A 14,617-nucleotide genomic window follows, 5' to 3' on the forward strand; every position below is an offset into this window, starting at 1 on the left:
CGCGCGACGCCGCGCCGGGCCGCGCGCCCGCCCCGCCGCCGCCGCGCCCGCCGCCTACGCCGCCGCGCTCGGCGACGGCCTGACCCGCACCGCCAGCCAGCCCGGGATCGCCAGCATCGCGACGGCGACCGTCGTCACGAGCGCGAGGATCGCGACCGCGACGATCCCGGCGGTCGAGTAGACGACCGGGAAGCCGGTGATCGTCTCCAGCGCCCGGCTCAGCAGCAGCTGCCCGTAGAGCCCGAAGACCGCGCCGATCAGGCAGCCGGTGCCGAGCAGCAGCCCGCTCTCCAGCAGCAGCGCCCGCCACAGCTCGCCCTCCGGGAAGCCGTGCACCTTCAGCGCCGCCAGCGCCGGCCGCCGCTGCCAGATCATCCCGCCCATCGCCGCCGCCATCGCCAGCATCGCCGACACCAGCACCAGCACCGAGATCTGCGTCAGCCGCTCGAGCCCGTCGCGGGTCGCGGCCTGGTGGCGCGCAAGCCGTGTCGCCTGCGTCTCGACCTCGGTCGCCACCCCGTCCCGCAGCGTCGCGCGCACCGCCGCCGCGACGGTCGCCGCGTCGGCGCCCGCATCAAGCCGCAGCTGCAGCGCGCTCGGCTCCGCGCTGGCCCAGCGCCGCGCGTAGTCGTCCGCGTTCATCACGATCGCGCCCGACGGCCAGCCGATGTTGGTCGAGATCGCCGCCACCCGCAGCGGCCGCGGATGCGGCGTCGGCAGCAGCACCGAATCGCCGACGCCGACGCCGAGCTGCCGCGCGATCGCGTCCGACAGCACCACCCAGCCGTCGCCGCGCAACCGCTCCGCCGCGAGCCGCGCGTCACCGTCGCGCAGCTGCGACGGCGGCACGATCAGCGGCGCCGTGCGCGGCGGCGCCTGCACCCACGCCCGCCGGTCGCCGACGTCGAGGAAGCTGCCGCGGTAGACCCCGACGCCGGCCACCCCGTCGACCCGCGCAACCGCGTCGAGCGCATCGCGCGGCAACACGAAGGGCGTGACCGCGAAGGTGCCGGCCCCACCCGCGGCGGTCACCCACACGTCGCCGTTGGCGTCGAAGTCGCTGGCCGAGCTGTCCAGCCCTCGGACGAGATCGGCATGGGCACCGCCGATCGAGACAGTCGCGAAGACCGCGACGGCGCCCGTCGCGGCGAGCGCGAGCGTTCGCAGTCTCGCCGCGCCCGAGCGCAGCTCAAGCGTCGCGAGAATCGGCACCGGCGTCCGCAGCGACCGGGTCACGCGCTCGAACCCACGAACCGCGATCCGCAGCAAAGGCCCGGTCAGGGCGAACAGCGCGACCGTCAGCAGAAAGAGACCGGCGAGCGCCAGGCGTGGTGCCACGAGCACGATGACCGTCGTCCCGGTGAGCGCGAGCAGGCCGATTCCGATGACGCCTCGGCCCGTGACGTGCCCGCTCTGCTCGGTTTCCGACGGCGCGGGCCGATCGCGCATGATCGAGCGCAGCGGCACGAGCACGGCGACGCAGGCCGCCACCAGTCCGGCTCCGCCGGCGACCACGACGCTCTCGACGGTCACGATCCGCTGAGTTCCGATCGGGAAGGCGTATGCCAGGTAGCCGGGGGCGGCCGCGAACAGCTGGCGGGACAGCTGGTCGCCGAGCGCGAGTCCGAGCAGCGAACCTGCCAGCCCGAGCACGGCCGCGTCGAACACCATCACCTGCAGCTGCACCCATGCGGGATGGCCGGAGAGACGCAGGTCGGTCACCAGGCGGCGCCGTTGCGGCACCGTCAGCAGCACCGCGCTGAAAGCGAACAGGAACCCGACCAGCGCCGAAAAGGCCGAGAACATCGTCGTCGACTGGCTGGTGGGATAGGCAGCCCGATCGAACACCTGCGCATCGAAGTCTGCCGGGCGCACGTTGAGCCGGTCCCCGAAGCGCGCGTCCAACGCCTGCTCGACCTGAGCCTCGCGTCCTGGCTTGGCGACGACGTAGATCAGCGACGTCCGGCCTTCCATCCCGGTCAACTCGCGCGCAAGCGCCAGCGGCACGATCGCGACCGGGCTGTGAACGAGCGTGCCGATGTCCTTGTCGCGCAGCTCGGCCCCGAGCGGGACCGTGGTCGATGTCGCGCCGGTGTCGATTCTGACGGGCCCGTAGATGCCCGCCTCGAGCTCGTCGGCGATCGGCACCGGCAACGCCACGGCCCGCTGTCTCGCCAGCTCGGATGCTGTGAACTGACGCAGCAGCGTGCCGCCGATGCGCGCCAGTCCGGGATCGCCGCCGACGAGCGTCACCGACTTGCTGTGCCCTCCGACCGCGACCGTCGCCGCCGCCTCGACGATCGGCGCCGCCGCCGCGACCCCGTCGGTCGCGCGCACCTGCCGCAGCACGTCGGCATCGAACCCGCCCGATCCGCGACTCGTGATCTGCGTCGACGCCTCGCCGACGATCCCCGTCGCGAGCTGCTGGACCGACCCGCTCATGCTCGTGTTGGCGATCAACGCCGCGAAGACGAGCGCGACGCCGACGACGATCCCGCAGAGCGCAAGCAGTTCCTGGACTGCCCGCGCCCGCAGACGGACGCGGTAGAGGTGGACGAGCGCCGAGAAGCGCATCAGCGCTCCTGCAACCCTGCCAGCGGCACATCCGGCAGCCGATCGACCAAGCGCCCGTCCAGCAACGCGCGCGTCCGTGTGGCAAACGCCGCCGCCTGTGGATCGTGCGTCGCCAGCAGCATCGCCACTCCGCGCTCCTCGCACAGCTCGCGCAGGAGCGTGAGGACCTCGCGGCTGCGCTCCGTGTCGAGGCTCCCCGTCGGCTCGTCGGCGACGACCAGCTTCGGATCGGTCGCCAGCGCACGTGCGATCAGGACCCGTTGCCGTTCGCCCGCGGAAAGCTGGTCGCCGCGGTGCCGCAGCCGCTGTCCCAGCCCCAGCCGGTCGAGCAGTGGCACGACGCGACGATGCGCCTCACGGACACCGATGCGCGTGTCGAACAGCTTCAGCGCGGCGTTGTCGATCGCCGGGACGCCGGCGATCAGCTCCAGCGACTGGCCGACGTAGCCGAGCTCGAGCCGCCGGTAGCGAGCGGCGTCCTGCTCCCCCAGCCCGACGACGTCGACGCCGTCGACGACGACGCATCCGGAGTCGGGACGCATCAGCGCCGCAACGATCGCGAGCAGCGTCGTCTTGCCGGAGCCGCTCGGTCCGTAGAGCGCGATCAGCTCACCCGGCGTGACCGTCATCGAGACGCCGTCGAGCGCGCAAATGGTCTCGCCGCCGAAACCGCGGTAGCGCTTGACGAGCGCATCCAGTTCGAGCATCTCAGGCGCGTCGCTCTTGGCCGGGAAACGGGAGGACCGTCCCGTCCTCGTCGCGCACCGCCGGCGTCAGCAGCTGACCGCGGCTCAGCAGCAGGGCGCGGTCGGCGTGACGCGTCGCCGCCAGCTCGGGCGCCGTCATCAGGACCGCGCAGTCGTCGTCGTGTGCGGCCGCGTGCAGGAGGCTGGTGACGCGCTCGCGGTCGATCACGCCGAGTCCTGCGGCGGGATCATCCGCGAGCAGCAGCCTCGGCCGACGCACCAACGCGTGAGCGAGTGTGACCAGCTTCCGCGCGGCATCCGACAGGTCGCTCCAGCGCGCGCCGGCGGCGTCATCGGCACCGACGCGCGCGAGCGCTTCCGACGCGCGCCTGCGTGCGACGGACGGGCCGAGCTCGCGGTAGAGCGGCAGCGCCACGAAGACCTCGATCGGCAGCTCGCCGCTGTGCGGCCCGTTCTGCTCGACCCAGGCGATCGCACCGGGCGCGTGCCGCTGGCGGCGCTTTCCGACGAGGGTCGGCGCCGCGCCGGCGAACGTGACCGCCCCGTCGTCCGGCCGGTCGAAGCCGGCCGCGATCCGCAGCAGCGTCGTCTTGCCGGCACCGCGCGCACCGTAGATGCCGACGAACTCGCCGGCCTCGAGCGCGAACGTCACGTCGTTCAGCACGCTCAGCTGTCGCGGCCCGCGCTCGTACGCCTTCGAGATGCTGTCGAGCCGCAGCAGTGTCATCGCTTGCTCGCCGCCGTCGCCTCGATGCGCTCGTCGAGCACTCCGCAGACGGCGTCGAGCCAGTCGATCAGGCACTGCAGCCAGCGCATTCTGAAGTCGTCGACGAGCATCGCCGCGGCGTTCTGCCACGGCACGGTTCGACTGGCGGCCTCGGCCAACAGTGGCCGGCGCAGCAGCTCCAGCTCGGCGAGGCATTCACGCGCCTGCGCCTCGGCCGCCGCCCGCAGTCTCGGCAGGTCGTCGGGATCGGCGAGCACGAGCTTGGTGCGCAGCTCGTCGCGCAGCACCGCGCGGTCGTTGGGCTCGGCGATCCAGTCGCGGAAGCGCTCGATCCCCGAGGCGGTCGGGCCGTACATGACGCGCGCGGCGCCGCGACGCGTGCGGCCGAAGCTGCGCTGTCCTATCTCCTCGATCCAGCCCTCGTCCTCGAGCCGGTCGAGGATCCGGTAGACGACGTTCTCGGACAGGCCGAGAAAGCCGAGCCGTTCGTCAAGCCGCTGGCCGAGGTCGTATCCGTAGCCAGGGCGCTCGACCAGCAGCCCCAGCACCACATGCTTCGTCGAGACTCCGCTCATTCCCCATCCCCGGTGAACAGTAAACGAGAAGGTACCTGAAGCGACCCTCTCTGCGCCACCGGTAGGCGGTGTCGGCACCTCCTGTCGGTGGTCCCGCGTACTGTCACGCGCGGGATGCCGTACGACGCTGCGAGGGACGCGTCGCCACTCACTCCTGCGTTGACGGTCGCGCTCGTGTCATCGGTGTGGCGGACTTTGCGCTGGTCCAGGAAACTGACCGCCGATCAGATCGATCGGTGGCGCTCGCTGGCGAACGCGATCCCCGATCACGACCTGCGCGCGGACGCGATCTCGTCGCTGCTGGAGAAGCGCGGCTACGCCGACGGCGCGGCGCTCTTCACGATCCTTCCGGCACATCGCGATCGCGCGCTGCTGCGCGTGCTCGTCGCATACGAGACGATCGTCGACTACCTCGACAACGTCAGCGAGCGCTGCCGCACCTATGAGAACGGCCAGCTGCTGCATCAGGCGCTGCGCGAGGCACTCGACCCCGGCGGGCCGTTGTCGGACTGGTACCGCCACAACGGCACGGGCGACGATGGCGGCTACCTGGCCGCGCTCGTCGGCTGCTGCCGCGAGGGGTGCGCGCGACTGCCTTCGTTCGAGCGGGTGCGTGAGCACATCGCGCTTGAGACGCGCCGCTCGCTCGTGCTCGGGCTCAACCACGAGCTCGACCCCGCACGCCGCGACGACTATCTGCGCACGTGGGCGCAGCAGGAGTTCCCAGCAGAACGCAAGCACCCCTGGTTCGAGCTCAGCGCGGGTGCCAGCGCAACGCTGATCGTGCACGCGCTGCTCGCGCTGGCGGCGCAGCCGACGGTCAGCGACGGGCAGATCGAGGCGGTCGCCGGCCTGCACTGGCCGTGGGTCGCGCTGGCGACCACCATGCTCGACAGCTACGCCGACCTCGAGGAGGATCGCGCCCCCGGCGGCCATAGCTACCTGCTCCACTACGACAGCCACGAAGCGGCGATCGCACGTCTGCACGAGTGCGTCGCGACCTCGATGCGGCTGACGCGGACGCTCCCGCGCGGCGGCAGGCACGCGGTGATCGTCGGCTGCATGATCGCGCTGTTCCTCTCCTCCGACGGCGCGAACAGCCCCGAGCTGCGCGAGACGACGCGCGCGCTGGCGCGCAGCGGCGGCTCGCTGGTGCGGCTGCTGGTGCCGGTCCTGCGCGTCTGGCGGCGGGTGCACAAGCAGTCGTCGTGAGCGAAACTTCCCGCAACCACGGGCATTTGCAGGCTGAGTGTTCGCACCGCAGGTATTGGCCGTGAGGTGACAGCGGCGTATCTTCCGTCACTGCTCTACGACTCGACGGCATCCCCCCTGTTCGAGTCTCGTGACGGGCGGTGAAACTCCCCTTGAGCCGCCCGCGCCCCCAAGAGCACGAGGGCTTCCGGCGCGCCGCATCCCCCGCGGCGCGCCGAGCCCCTCTTCCGGCCCGGCCGGGCCCTCAGCCGTCGCTCCGCGCGATGCCCTACCGTGAGCGGCGATGAGAGTCGCCACCCACTCCGGTTCCTTCCACGCCGACGACGTCTTCGCGCTCGCCGCGCTGACGCGGCTTGTCGCCGTCGAGCCCGCCCTTGGCCCGCTCGAGATCGTCCGCAGCCGCGACCCCGAGCTGCTCGCCGCGGCCGACCTGCGCGTCGACGTCGGCCAGCGCGACGATCCGGCCAGCGGCGACTTCGACCACCATCAGCGCGGCGGCGCCGGCGAGCGGCCCAACGGGATCCGCTACGCCTCATTCGGGCTCGTCTGGCGCGAGTTCGGCGCGCGGATCGCGGGCGGCGGCGAGCAGGCCGAGACGATCGCGCGGCGGATCGACGAGGTGCTGGTGCAGGCCGTCGACGCCAACGACACCGGCCAGACGATCAGCAGCCCGCTGATCGCCGACGTCGCGCCGGTGACGGTCTCGCACGCGATCGCGGCCTTCAACCCGAACTGGGACGAGGAGGCCTCGGCCGACGCCAAGCGCGCCGCCTTCGACGAGGCGCTCGCCTTCGCGCACGGGATCCTCACGCGCGAGCTGGCGTCGGCGTCGGCGTCGGTGCGCGCCGCCGAGCTGGTGCGGGCGGCGATCACGCGCGCGGAGGACCCGCGCCTGATCGAGCTGGACCGCGGCCTGCCGTGGCACCGCGAGCTGGTCCCGAGCGCGCCCGAGGCGCTCTACGTGCTCTACCCGCGCGAGCAGGACTGGGGCCTGCAGGCGGTCCCGCGCGTGCTCGGAGAGTTCGCCAACCGCAAGGATCTGCCGGAGGCGTGGGCCGGCCGCTCCGACGCCGAGCTGGCCGAGGTGACCGGTGTCGCCGACGCCCGCTTCTGCCACATCGGCCGCTTCATGGCCGTCGCCGGCAGCCGCGAGGGCGCGCTGGAGCTGGCGCGGCAGGCGCTCGCGCACGTGGACTGACGACCACTCCGCGCAGTAGAGTGCCGCGCCCGTGACCGTCGACGTCGACAGCGGCTCCTTCCTCGCGATCGTCGCGGTCGCGGCGCTCTCCGCCGTGCTCGCCGGGCTGTTCGCGCGGCGGCTGGTGGTGCCGGTCGTCGTGCTGGAGCTGGTGCTGGGGATCGTGATCGGCCCCGAGGTGCTCGGGATCGCCGAGCGCGACGCCTTCATCGACTTCTTCGCCAACCTCGGGCTCGGCATGCTGTTCTTCTTCGCCGGCTACGAGATCGACTTCGAGCGGATCAAGGGCGAGCCGCTGCGGCTCGCCGCGTTCGGCTGGCTGCTGTCACTGGTACTGGCGTACACGCTCGGCGGGATCCTCGCCGCGATGGGGATCGTGCTGTCGCTCGTGTTCGTCGGCTCCGCGATGGCGACAACCGCGATCGGCACGCTGATCCCGATCCTGCGCGACGCCGGCGAGCTGAAGACGCGCTTCGGCACCTATCTGCTCGGCGCCGGCGCGATCGGCGAGTTCGGCCCGATCCTGCTGATCACGCTCGTCTTCTCGACCAAGGGCGCGATCGAGAACGCGCTGATCCTGCTCGCCTTCGTGATCCTGGCGGTGATAGCCGGCGTCTTCGCGGTCCGCTGGGTCGGCCAGGGCTGGGAGCTGTTCGAGCGCACGCTGGAGACGAGCAGCCAGCTGGCGATCCGCTTCACGGTCGTGATCGTCTTCGCGCTCGCGGCGCTGGCCGCGACGCTCGGGCTCGACCTGCTGCTGGGCGGCTTCGTCGCCGGCATCATCCTGCGGCTGGCGCTGCGCGGCCGCGAGGTCGAGGTGCTGGAGTCGAAGCTGACCGCCGTCGGCTACGGCTTCCTGATCCCGTTCTTCTTCGTCGCCTCCGGCATCGGCGTCGACCTCGGTGCGCTCACCAGCGACCCGATCGAGTTCCTCAAGGTGCCGCTGTTCCTCGTGCTGTTCCTGATCGTCCGCGGCGTGCCGGCGATGGTGCTGTACCGCAGGGTGCTCGCCGCCCGCGACCGCGCCGCGCTCGCCTTCTTCAGCGCCACCGAGCTGCCGCTGGTCGTCGCGATCACGACGATCGCCGTCGAGGAGGGCCACATGCATTCCTCGACCGCGGCCAGCCTGATCCTCGCCGCGATCTGCTCGACCGCGATCTTCCCGATCGTCGCGCTGAGACTGCGCGGCGACCTCGACCCGACGCCGCCGCCGGACGTCTCGCCCCAGCCGGCGCTCGCATAGGCCGTTCGAGGGAGCCTCGGGCGAACTTCGGGGGAGGACCCCGGTGCCACGGCGTAAGACCGTTGTCAGGCTCGTGAGCCTCACGATTCCAACCAGGAGGAACTGCATGAACCGTTCGCGGATGGCGTTCGCCGCGACGCTGACGTTGGCGTTGGCGCCCTTGACCGTCGGTACGGCGTCGGCCGCCAGAAGACCACAGGGCCCGCCGCCCCCGCCGAAGGCGGCCAACGGCGCGAAGGTGACGACGCTGGCGCAGGGCGTCCCGACCCCGACGGCGTTCGCGTTCGCCGGCACGACGACGTTCGTCTCCGGCGCAGGCGCGGAGGACGGCAGCGCGCCCGGCGGCCTCTACACCGTCGCGAAGGGCAGAGCGACGCGCGTCGCGGGGGCGCCCAAGGCGATTTACGGGCTCGCCTGGGACGGCAGAACGCTGTTCGCCTCCTCCGGCCCCCGGCTCGTCGCCGCGAGCGGCTGGAACGGCAGACGCTTCAGCTCGGGCTTCAGAGCGATCTGGACCGGTCCGAGAGGGTTCAGCAACCTGAACGGGATCGCCCTCGGTCCCGACGCCCGCCTGTACGCCGGCGTCACAATGGGGAGAAACGGCGACCACGCCAAGGTCGACGCGCCGTTCGCCCAGTCGATCATCTCGCTGACGAAGCGCGGCGAGGACGTCACGACCTACGCCAGCGGCCTGCGCCAGCCGTGGCAGCTGACGTTCGCGCCCGGCTCCGACACGCCGCTGGCGACCGCGCTCGGCCAGGAGAACCTCGGCAGAACGCAGCCGCCGGACTACGTGATCGCGCCGCGCGACGGCGACGACTACGGCTTCCCGAGCTGCAACTGGTCCAAGCCGGCCGCCTGCGCCGGCTTCGCCAGACCGCTCGCGCTGCTGCCGGCGCACAGCTCCCCGATGGGGATCGGCGTGATCGGCCAGCGGATCTACCTGGCGCTCTTCACCGGCACCGGCAGAGGCCCGAGCGTCGTCTCGATCCCGCTCGCCGGCGGCAGCGCCAAGCCGAAGCCGCTGCTGGTCGGCTTCGCCGCCCCGGTCGTCGCGCTCGGCACACACGCCGGCCAGGTCTACGCCGGCGACGTGACCGGCGCGATCTACCGCGTCAAGGGCTGAACGTGGCGGTCTCCGCCTGTTGAGCTGACAATGCTGGAGGGGCTGGCTCTAGGCCAGCCCCGTGCGGGAGGCGCCGGGCTCAGTCGAGCTCGGCGCCGGCAGCCGCGTGCAGCGGCCGCGGACGGCGGCTGGAGCGGCGGCCGAGGTGCTCGCCCTTGGCGGCGGCCGCGTCGTTCTCGGGCACGCCGGCGGCCTCGAACAGCATCAGCACGATGCCGCTCGTGAGCGCATCGTCGCCGTGCTCCTCGCCGGCCTCGCGCAGACGCTCGGTGCTCTCGCCCTCGATCTCGTCGACCTTGCTCATCAGCTTCTCGAGCTCGACCGCGAGTTGTCTCCAGCCGCGCTCGTCAAGTGTCAACGACCGTCGGCTGAGATGCGCGTCGGGGCGGTCGAAGCCGCCTCTGGACGCGGCCTTGTTGACGTAGCCGGTGACCTGTTCGAGCGAGGCGCCGACCATCGCGCGCTTAACGATCGACGGCGTCTCGGCCCAGCCCTCGTCGGTCACGACCGGGCGCGCCTTGCCGCGATAGTGATGCTCTATCGCGCCGCGCCGCGGCGTCCGTCTGACGAGCTCGAGGAAGCCGAGCGCGTGCAGGCGCCGCACGTGGTAGCTCATCACGCCGAGCGAGACGCCGAGCATCTCGGAAAGCTCGTTCGGGCTTGCCATCTCGCGTTCTTCCAGAATCGCGAGGATGCGGATCCGCAACGGATGCGCAAGCGCCTTGATCAGGCGTGGGTCAGTGATGTCTGAGTACGGCTTCATCGGCTCGTCTCGAGTTCCTTCCGCAGGCGTCCTCGGAGTCGGTGGAGTCGGACCTTCACGGTTCCTTCCGGAATTCCGAGCATCCTGGCCACCTCGGGTTGACTCAAATCCTTTGCATAGCGTAGAGCAAGCAACCGGCGGTCATCAACGGAGAGCTGTCCCATCACCTGGCCCACCTGCAGCTTCCGCAGCAGGTTCTCGGTCGCCTCCTCGGCAGCGTCGTCGGAGACCGTGGAGAGCAGCGTCTCGTCGTCGAGCAGCTCTCGTTCAGAGCGCGTTCTGCGGCGGTCGAGCAGCCGCAGCGCCTCGTTGCGCGCGATCTGCCGCATCCACGGCAGCGTGTCCTCGCCCCGGCAGCTGGCACGTCGACGCCACGCTCGCATCAGCGCTTCTTGCACCGCGTCATCGACGTCGTGTGATGCCAGGAGATAGCGACGAGCCTCCCGTGTCGCCGCCGCCCGCATCCGCTCCCAATCCCATTCTGCGGCTCCCGGCAGGTGCTCGCGATCCCCCGCGATTCCTCCGGCCACATCGGCAAATATCGACGTTTCGGAAAATTTTTCGAACTGCGTGAAACGGTTGTGAGCAGTCAGCGGGTCTTGCTTGTCATGACGACGACCGCGACCGCCTCGGCTGCCCTCCTCGCGTATGAGCGACTGGCACCGTTCTATGACCGCTTCACCGACGGCTACGACCATGACGGCTGGATCGGGCGCCTCGAAGCGCTTGCTCAAGCGCACGGACTGCATGGCAGCCGGGCGTTCGACGTCGCCTGCGGAACCGGCAAGAGCTTCGAGCCGCTGGTCCGCCGCGGGTACGACGTGTGGGCCTGCGACCTCTCCCCCGCGATGGTCTCGCAGGCGCGCCGCGCGGGTGTCCTCGAGGCCGACCGGGTGCTCGTCGCGGACATGCGCGAGCTGCCAGAAGTTGGCGCGTTTGCGCTCGTGACCTGCCTCGACGACGCCGTCAACTACCTGCTCGACCCGGCCGACCTCGCCGCGGCCTTCGCCTCGATCGCCGGGCGCCTCGAACCGGACGGCCTGTTCCTGTTCGACACCAACACGCTCGCGACGTACCGCGACGGCTTCTCAACCCGCGCGACGTTCGAGCGCCCGCTCGCGGACGCGATCTGGCGCGGCGAGACGACCGGTCCGATCGTCGCGGGCACGCTCTGCTCGGCGACGATCGAGCTGGGAGGCAGCGACCGCACGGTCAGCCGCCACGTCCAGCGCCACCACCCCGAGCAGACGATCCGCCACGCCTTGGCGTCCGCCGGGCTCGACTGCCGAGCCGTGCTGGGCCAGTCCACCGGCGGCGTCCTCCACGAGGACGCCGACGAGGAGGTCCACACGAAGCTCGTCTACGTCGCGAGCCTGAGCGCGTGACGCGCGACCACGATCACAGAGAGGAGGTGATACCCGTCATGCAGATCATCCGTCCCATCATCCGGCCGATCATCCGTCCGGCGATCATCCGCCCGTAATCGCCTGTGGGGACGGGCGTCGCCGGCGCACCACGGCGTCGTCGGCGCTCGCATCCCACAGCCGGAACGGAAATCCGAGAGAGCGAATCGCCCTGAACGGGTACTGCTGGGACGGGATGAGTGTCAGCGATACAACCCGTTCAGGCGACCGCTTCGTCTACGTGCTCGACCACGACGCCGGTCTCCGCAGCGTTCTCGGAGAAGCCGATCGCGCCCGCTGCCGTCAGCACGCGGTCGCCGCGATCGCCGAGATCCCCTCCGGGCCGTGGGATCCACAGGCCCACCCGATGCCCGACGTCGAGCTGGGCCTGCTCGTGCTCGACGGGCTCGTGATCCGCGACGTGACGGTCGCCGAGGCCCGCTGCGGCGAGCTGATCGGTCCGGGCACGATCCTGCGCCCGTGGGACGAGTCCGGCCTCGACGCGCCGATGCGCCACGACGTCGACTGGCAGGTGATCGAGCCGCTGCGCGTCGCAGTGCTCGACCAGCACTTCCTGCGCGTCGTCGCCCATTGGCCGCCGTTGATCACCGCGCTGGTCGCGCGCGCGAACGAGCGCGCCCAGGATCTGGCCGTGATGGTCAGCATCCACAGCCTCAAGCGCGTCGACGTGCGCCTGCTCGCCTTCTTCTGGCACCTCGCCGACCGCTACGGCAAGGTCACGGCGGACGGTGTGCTGGTGCCGCTGGCGCTGACCCACCGCCAGCTCGCGCTGCTGGTCGGCGCGCAGCGGCCGTCGGTCACCTCCGCGCTCGGCACGTTGACGGACCGCTCGCTGCTGCGGCGCGACGACGACGGCCACTGGCTGCTGACCGGCGACCCGCCGGAAGACCTGAGCGTGCTGGCGCCCAACGGCGTCGCGGCCTGACCAGGCCGCGACGCCGTCGCGCTCCTCACCCGGCGCTCGTCGCCTTCTGCCCTGCGACGGAGGCGCCCTTCGCGGAGCTGTCCTCCGCACCCGTCCCGCCCGTCTGAGGTCCCATCGCGATCAGCTCGTCGATCAGCGCCAGCGCCGCGACATGGCTGCGGTCGGTATGGCGGCGGATCGACCGGGCCGCGTACGTTCCGGCGGCGTCGAGCCCGAGTCGCCGGTCGACGACCGCGGGCGCGGTGCGCGTCACCCAGCGCAGCGGACGAGCCCGCTCGCGCTTGCGCTCCTCCGCCCACTCGAGGCAGCGGCGCTCGCGCGCCCGCTCGACGTCCGCGCTGCCGCGCGTGGCGACGACCTCGGCGGCGTATCTGTAGAGATCCTGGCGGCGCTGGTCGTCGATGCGGTCGTTGTAGGCCCGCAGGAAGCCGCCGATCACGGGGCAGGCGGTCGCCGGCCGGTCGCTGAACGGCTCGCCCGCCAGCATCGACGCCAGCTCCATCACGCAGGCGCCCTCGGTCGGCGCGGCGTGCTTGCCTTTGCTGAGCCTGATCGTCTGATGGCTCGCGTGCCCGCAGTTCTCCGACATGGCCCACACCCTTTCTGACTCTCTCCGGCGGCACGAGAGGGGTACCCGCGCGCCAGCCTCGTCAGGCACCCGTCGGCGCAAGCGGGCGGATTCGCGCGCTTATGCGGCGTCGAGCGCGGCGTTCACGAGCGCGTCGGCGCCAGCGTTCTCAGCCCGCGGCACGTGCCGCAGCGACCAGCTCGCGAAGCCGGCGAAGGCGTCGAGCGCGGCCGCGTGCAGCGGCTGCAGGTCGGCGCTTCTGACGCGATAGTCGCCGGCGACCTGCTTGACGACCAGCTCCGAGTCGCCGCGCACCTCGACGGCGTCGGCGCCCAGCTCGCGCGCCCGCTGCAGCCCGCGCAGCAGTGCGCGGTACTCGGCGACGTTGTTGGTCGCGACGCCGATCGTCTCGGCGAGCTGCTCGACCGTCTCCCCCTCCGGCGTCGCGATCACGACCCCGATCGCGGCCGGCCCGGGATTGCCGCGGGCGCCGCCGTCGACGTTGAGGACGAGCCTCACACGCTCCCGTCGATCGGGACCGCGGCCGGCCCCAGCGGCAGCTGCTCGGAGGCGCCGCGACGACGGCGGTCGCGCAGCGTGCGCTCGTAGGCGCCGTCGCCGGTCGACCCTCTGTCGCGCCGCTCGCCTCTGCGGCGGTCGACGATCACGGTCACGTTGTCGTCGTCGGCGTAGTACGCCGTCAGTCTGTCGAAGAGCTGCTCCGCAAGCTCAGCGGGCACTACGCAGTAGATCAACTTGCCTCGTCGCGATTCGCCGACCGGGAGTGAGCGGATGCTAATGGAACGGCAGGACGCAGCGCGCTGCGGCGCGCCAAGGTGCCAATCGCGCCGCGCTCAGGCGGGCGTCAGCGAGCCGTACTCGTCGGCGACCGCGTTGGCCTCGACGCGATCGGCCGGGTCGAGCTCGTCGAGCTCGTAGCCCTGGCCTGCGGTGCGGACGTTGCCGGCGTCGAGGTCGACCTCGTAGCGGTACCAGCACAGCTCCCAGGAGACGACGATCGTGACGATGCTGGCCGGCTCCTCGTGCGCCCGGGCGACGACGACCGGCGCGCCGAGCGAGCGCGCGACGCCGGAGATCGTGCGCGTGTGCTCGCTCTGGTTGAAGCGGTCGATCGCGGTCGCGGTGCGCTGCTCGACGTTGGTCGGCACGGCGCGCACCTGGCGCAGCTCGCGCTCGGGCTCCATCCGCTCGACGCGCGAGACGCGCGTGGAGCGCGACGGGCTCGGCTCGTGCGACTCGTCGTACCCGTGGCCGTTGCCGCCGCCCGACTCCTCCGGGCGCGGGCGCTTGAGGCGGCCGAAGAGCGACCGGCGGCGTTCGCCGGAGGCCGGGCGCGTGCCCCGCTCCAGCGCCGCGCCCTCGCGCACCCAGCCCTCGTGCAGCGCGCGCGGCTGGCACAGCTCGCAGACCTCGCGCCTGGTTCCGCCGGACAGATAGGTCTCCGCCCGCTCCCCGCGCAGGAGGGTCCGGCCGCAGACGTCACAGGAGACGTGCGCTTGCGTTGTCCGGATGTCCTTCGTCGCCATGGAGCCGACGAGGGTAGCAGTGCGCCGC

The 14,617-nt window shown here is 71.7% G+C and carries 16 protein-coding genes; 6 read left to right on the top strand and 10 right to left on the bottom strand.

All coding sequences use genetic code 11. The features are described from left to right. Window positions 1–54: 54 nt before the first annotated feature. From Q7L73_RS06575 to Q7L73_RS06590, 4 genes are read right to left on the bottom strand one after another with little or no spacing between them, the layout of a single operon-like run. Window positions 55–2,574, bottom strand: a complete 2,520-nt coding sequence (locus Q7L73_RS06575; protein WP_304687258.1) for an ABC transporter permease — start codon at window positions 2,572–2,574, stop codon at window positions 55–57. After that, window positions 2,574–3,281, bottom strand: coding sequence for an ABC transporter ATP-binding protein (locus Q7L73_RS06580; RefSeq protein WP_304687262.1), 708 nt, complete (start codon window positions 3,279–3,281; stop codon window positions 2,574–2,576). The genes Q7L73_RS06575 and Q7L73_RS06580 overlap by 1 nt, the downstream gene beginning before the upstream one ends. Window position 3,282: 1 nt before the next feature. Then, a complete protein-coding gene (locus tag Q7L73_RS06585; RefSeq protein WP_304687263.1) occupies window positions 3,283–4,008 on the bottom strand; it encodes an ATP-binding cassette domain-containing protein in 726 nt (241 codons plus the stop codon). After that, the gene (locus tag Q7L73_RS06590) at window positions 4,005–4,583 is read right to left on the bottom strand and encodes a PadR family transcriptional regulator (protein WP_304687264.1); all 579 of its coding nucleotides are present in this window, start codon (window positions 4,581–4,583) and stop codon (window positions 4,005–4,007) included. Before Q7L73_RS06590 ends, Q7L73_RS06585 begins: the two co-directional genes overlap by 4 nt. 183 nt (window positions 4,584–4,766) lie before the next feature. Here Q7L73_RS06590 and Q7L73_RS06595 point away from each other — a divergent pair, with 183 nt between their 5' ends. The 4 genes from Q7L73_RS06595 (at window position 4,767) to Q7L73_RS06610 (ending at window position 9,362) form a co-directional block, all read left to right on the top strand. Then, window positions 4,767–5,795 carry a DUF2600 family protein gene (locus Q7L73_RS06595; protein ID WP_304715512.1) on the top strand — a complete coding sequence of 343 codons (1,029 nt, stop codon included), beginning with the start codon at window positions 4,767–4,769 and terminating at the stop codon, window positions 5,793–5,795. A gap of 283 nt (window positions 5,796–6,078) precedes the next feature. Continuing rightward, the gene (locus tag Q7L73_RS06600; RefSeq protein WP_304687268.1) at window positions 6,079–6,993 is read left to right on the top strand and encodes an MYG1 family protein; all 915 of its coding nucleotides are present in this window, start codon (window positions 6,079–6,081) and stop codon (window positions 6,991–6,993) included. Window positions 6,994–7,024: 31 nt separating this feature from the next. Next, a complete protein-coding gene (locus Q7L73_RS06605) occupies window positions 7,025–8,236 on the top strand; it encodes a cation:proton antiporter (protein WP_304687270.1) in 1,212 nt (403 codons plus the stop codon). A 106-nt stretch (window positions 8,237–8,342) separates the two neighbouring features. Continuing rightward, a complete protein-coding gene (locus Q7L73_RS06610) occupies window positions 8,343–9,362 on the top strand; it encodes a hypothetical protein (RefSeq protein ID WP_304687272.1) in 1,020 nt (339 codons plus the stop codon). 79 nt (window positions 9,363–9,441) lie between these two features. On the opposite strand, the gene Q7L73_RS06615 is transcribed toward Q7L73_RS06610, so the two are convergent. After that, complete coding sequence (locus tag Q7L73_RS06615) at window positions 9,442–10,125, bottom strand: transcriptional regulator (RefSeq protein ID WP_304687274.1); 684 nt, start codon at window positions 10,123–10,125, stop codon at window positions 9,442–9,444. Continuing rightward, window positions 10,122–10,589 carry an RNA polymerase sigma factor gene (locus Q7L73_RS06620; RefSeq protein WP_304687869.1) on the bottom strand — a complete coding sequence of 156 codons (468 nt, stop codon included), beginning with the start codon at window positions 10,587–10,589 and terminating at the stop codon, window positions 10,122–10,124. Before Q7L73_RS06620 ends, Q7L73_RS06615 begins: the two co-directional genes overlap by 4 nt. Window positions 10,590–10,622: 33 nt before the next feature. Between Q7L73_RS06620 and Q7L73_RS06625 the strand changes: the two genes are divergently transcribed. Then, complete coding sequence (locus tag Q7L73_RS06625) at window positions 10,623–11,510, top strand: class I SAM-dependent methyltransferase (RefSeq protein WP_304687276.1); 888 nt, start codon at window positions 10,623–10,625, stop codon at window positions 11,508–11,510. A gap of 214 nt (window positions 11,511–11,724) precedes the next feature. Beyond that, window positions 11,725–12,474 carry a Crp/Fnr family transcriptional regulator gene (locus Q7L73_RS06630; protein ID WP_304687277.1) on the top strand — a complete coding sequence of 250 codons (750 nt, stop codon included), beginning with the start codon at window positions 11,725–11,727 and terminating at the stop codon, window positions 12,472–12,474. Window positions 12,475–12,499: 25 nt separating this feature from the next. Here Q7L73_RS06630 and Q7L73_RS06635 read toward each other — a convergent pair whose 3' ends face one another. The 4 genes from Q7L73_RS06635 to Q7L73_RS06650 form a co-directional block, all read right to left on the bottom strand. Further along, window positions 12,500–13,063: a hypothetical protein gene (locus Q7L73_RS06635; RefSeq protein WP_304687279.1), complete on the bottom strand. Its 564-nt coding sequence runs from the start codon at window positions 13,061–13,063 to the stop codon at window positions 12,500–12,502. A 99-nt stretch (window positions 13,064–13,162) separates the two neighbouring features. Further along, entirely contained in the window at window positions 13,163–13,561 is a 399-nt protein-coding gene (locus Q7L73_RS06640; RefSeq protein WP_304687282.1) for a ribonuclease HI family protein, read from the bottom strand. Further along, the gene (locus tag Q7L73_RS06645) at window positions 13,558–13,782 is read right to left on the bottom strand and encodes a hypothetical protein (RefSeq protein WP_304687284.1); all 225 of its coding nucleotides are present in this window, start codon (window positions 13,780–13,782) and stop codon (window positions 13,558–13,560) included. Before Q7L73_RS06645 ends, Q7L73_RS06640 begins: the two co-directional genes overlap by 4 nt. 114 nt (window positions 13,783–13,896) lie before the next feature. Continuing rightward, on the bottom strand, window positions 13,897–14,589 hold the full coding sequence (locus Q7L73_RS06650) for a hypothetical protein (protein ID WP_304687289.1): 693 nt from the start codon (window positions 14,587–14,589) through the stop codon (window positions 13,897–13,899). Between the last annotated feature and the right edge of the window lie 28 nt (window positions 14,590–14,617).

The organism is Conexibacter sp. CPCC 205762 (assembly GCF_030646155.1).
Taxonomy (GTDB): domain Bacteria; phylum Actinomycetota; class Thermoleophilia; order Solirubrobacterales; family Solirubrobacteraceae; genus Conexibacter.

Coding starts and splice junctions, on each gene's coding strand:
- Q7L73_RS06615 (WP_304687274.1), bottom strand. CDS start 10,125: ATGAAGCCGTACTCAGACATCACTGACCCACGCCTGATCAAGGCGCTT.
- Q7L73_RS06585 (WP_304687263.1), bottom strand. CDS start 4,008: ATGACACTGCTGCGGCTCGACAGCATCTCGAAGGCGTACGAGCGCGGG.
- Q7L73_RS06590 (WP_304687264.1), bottom strand. CDS start 4,583: ATGAGCGGAGTCTCGACGAAGCATGTGGTGCTGGGGCTGCTGGTCGAG.
- Q7L73_RS06620 (WP_304687869.1), bottom strand. CDS start 10,589: ATGCGGGCGGCGGCGACACGGGAGGCTCGTCGCTATCTCCTGGCATCA.
- Q7L73_RS06635 (WP_304687279.1), bottom strand. CDS start 13,063: ATGTCGGAGAACTGCGGGCACGCGAGCCATCAGACGATCAGGCTCAGC.
- Q7L73_RS06650 (WP_304687289.1), bottom strand. CDS start 14,589: ATGGCGACGAAGGACATCCGGACAACGCAAGCGCACGTCTCCTGTGAC.
- Q7L73_RS06630 (WP_304687277.1), top strand. CDS start 11,725: ATGAGTGTCAGCGATACAACCCGTTCAGGCGACCGCTTCGTCTACGTG.
- Q7L73_RS06610 (WP_304687272.1), top strand. CDS start 8,343: ATGAACCGTTCGCGGATGGCGTTCGCCGCGACGCTGACGTTGGCGTTG.
- Q7L73_RS06580 (WP_304687262.1), bottom strand. CDS start 3,281: ATGCTCGAACTGGATGCGCTCGTCAAGCGCTACCGCGGTTTCGGCGGC.
- Q7L73_RS06600 (WP_304687268.1), top strand. CDS start 6,079: ATGAGAGTCGCCACCCACTCCGGTTCCTTCCACGCCGACGACGTCTTC.
- Q7L73_RS06575 (WP_304687258.1), bottom strand. CDS start 2,574: ATGCGCTTCTCGGCGCTCGTCCACCTCTACCGCGTCCGTCTGCGGGCG.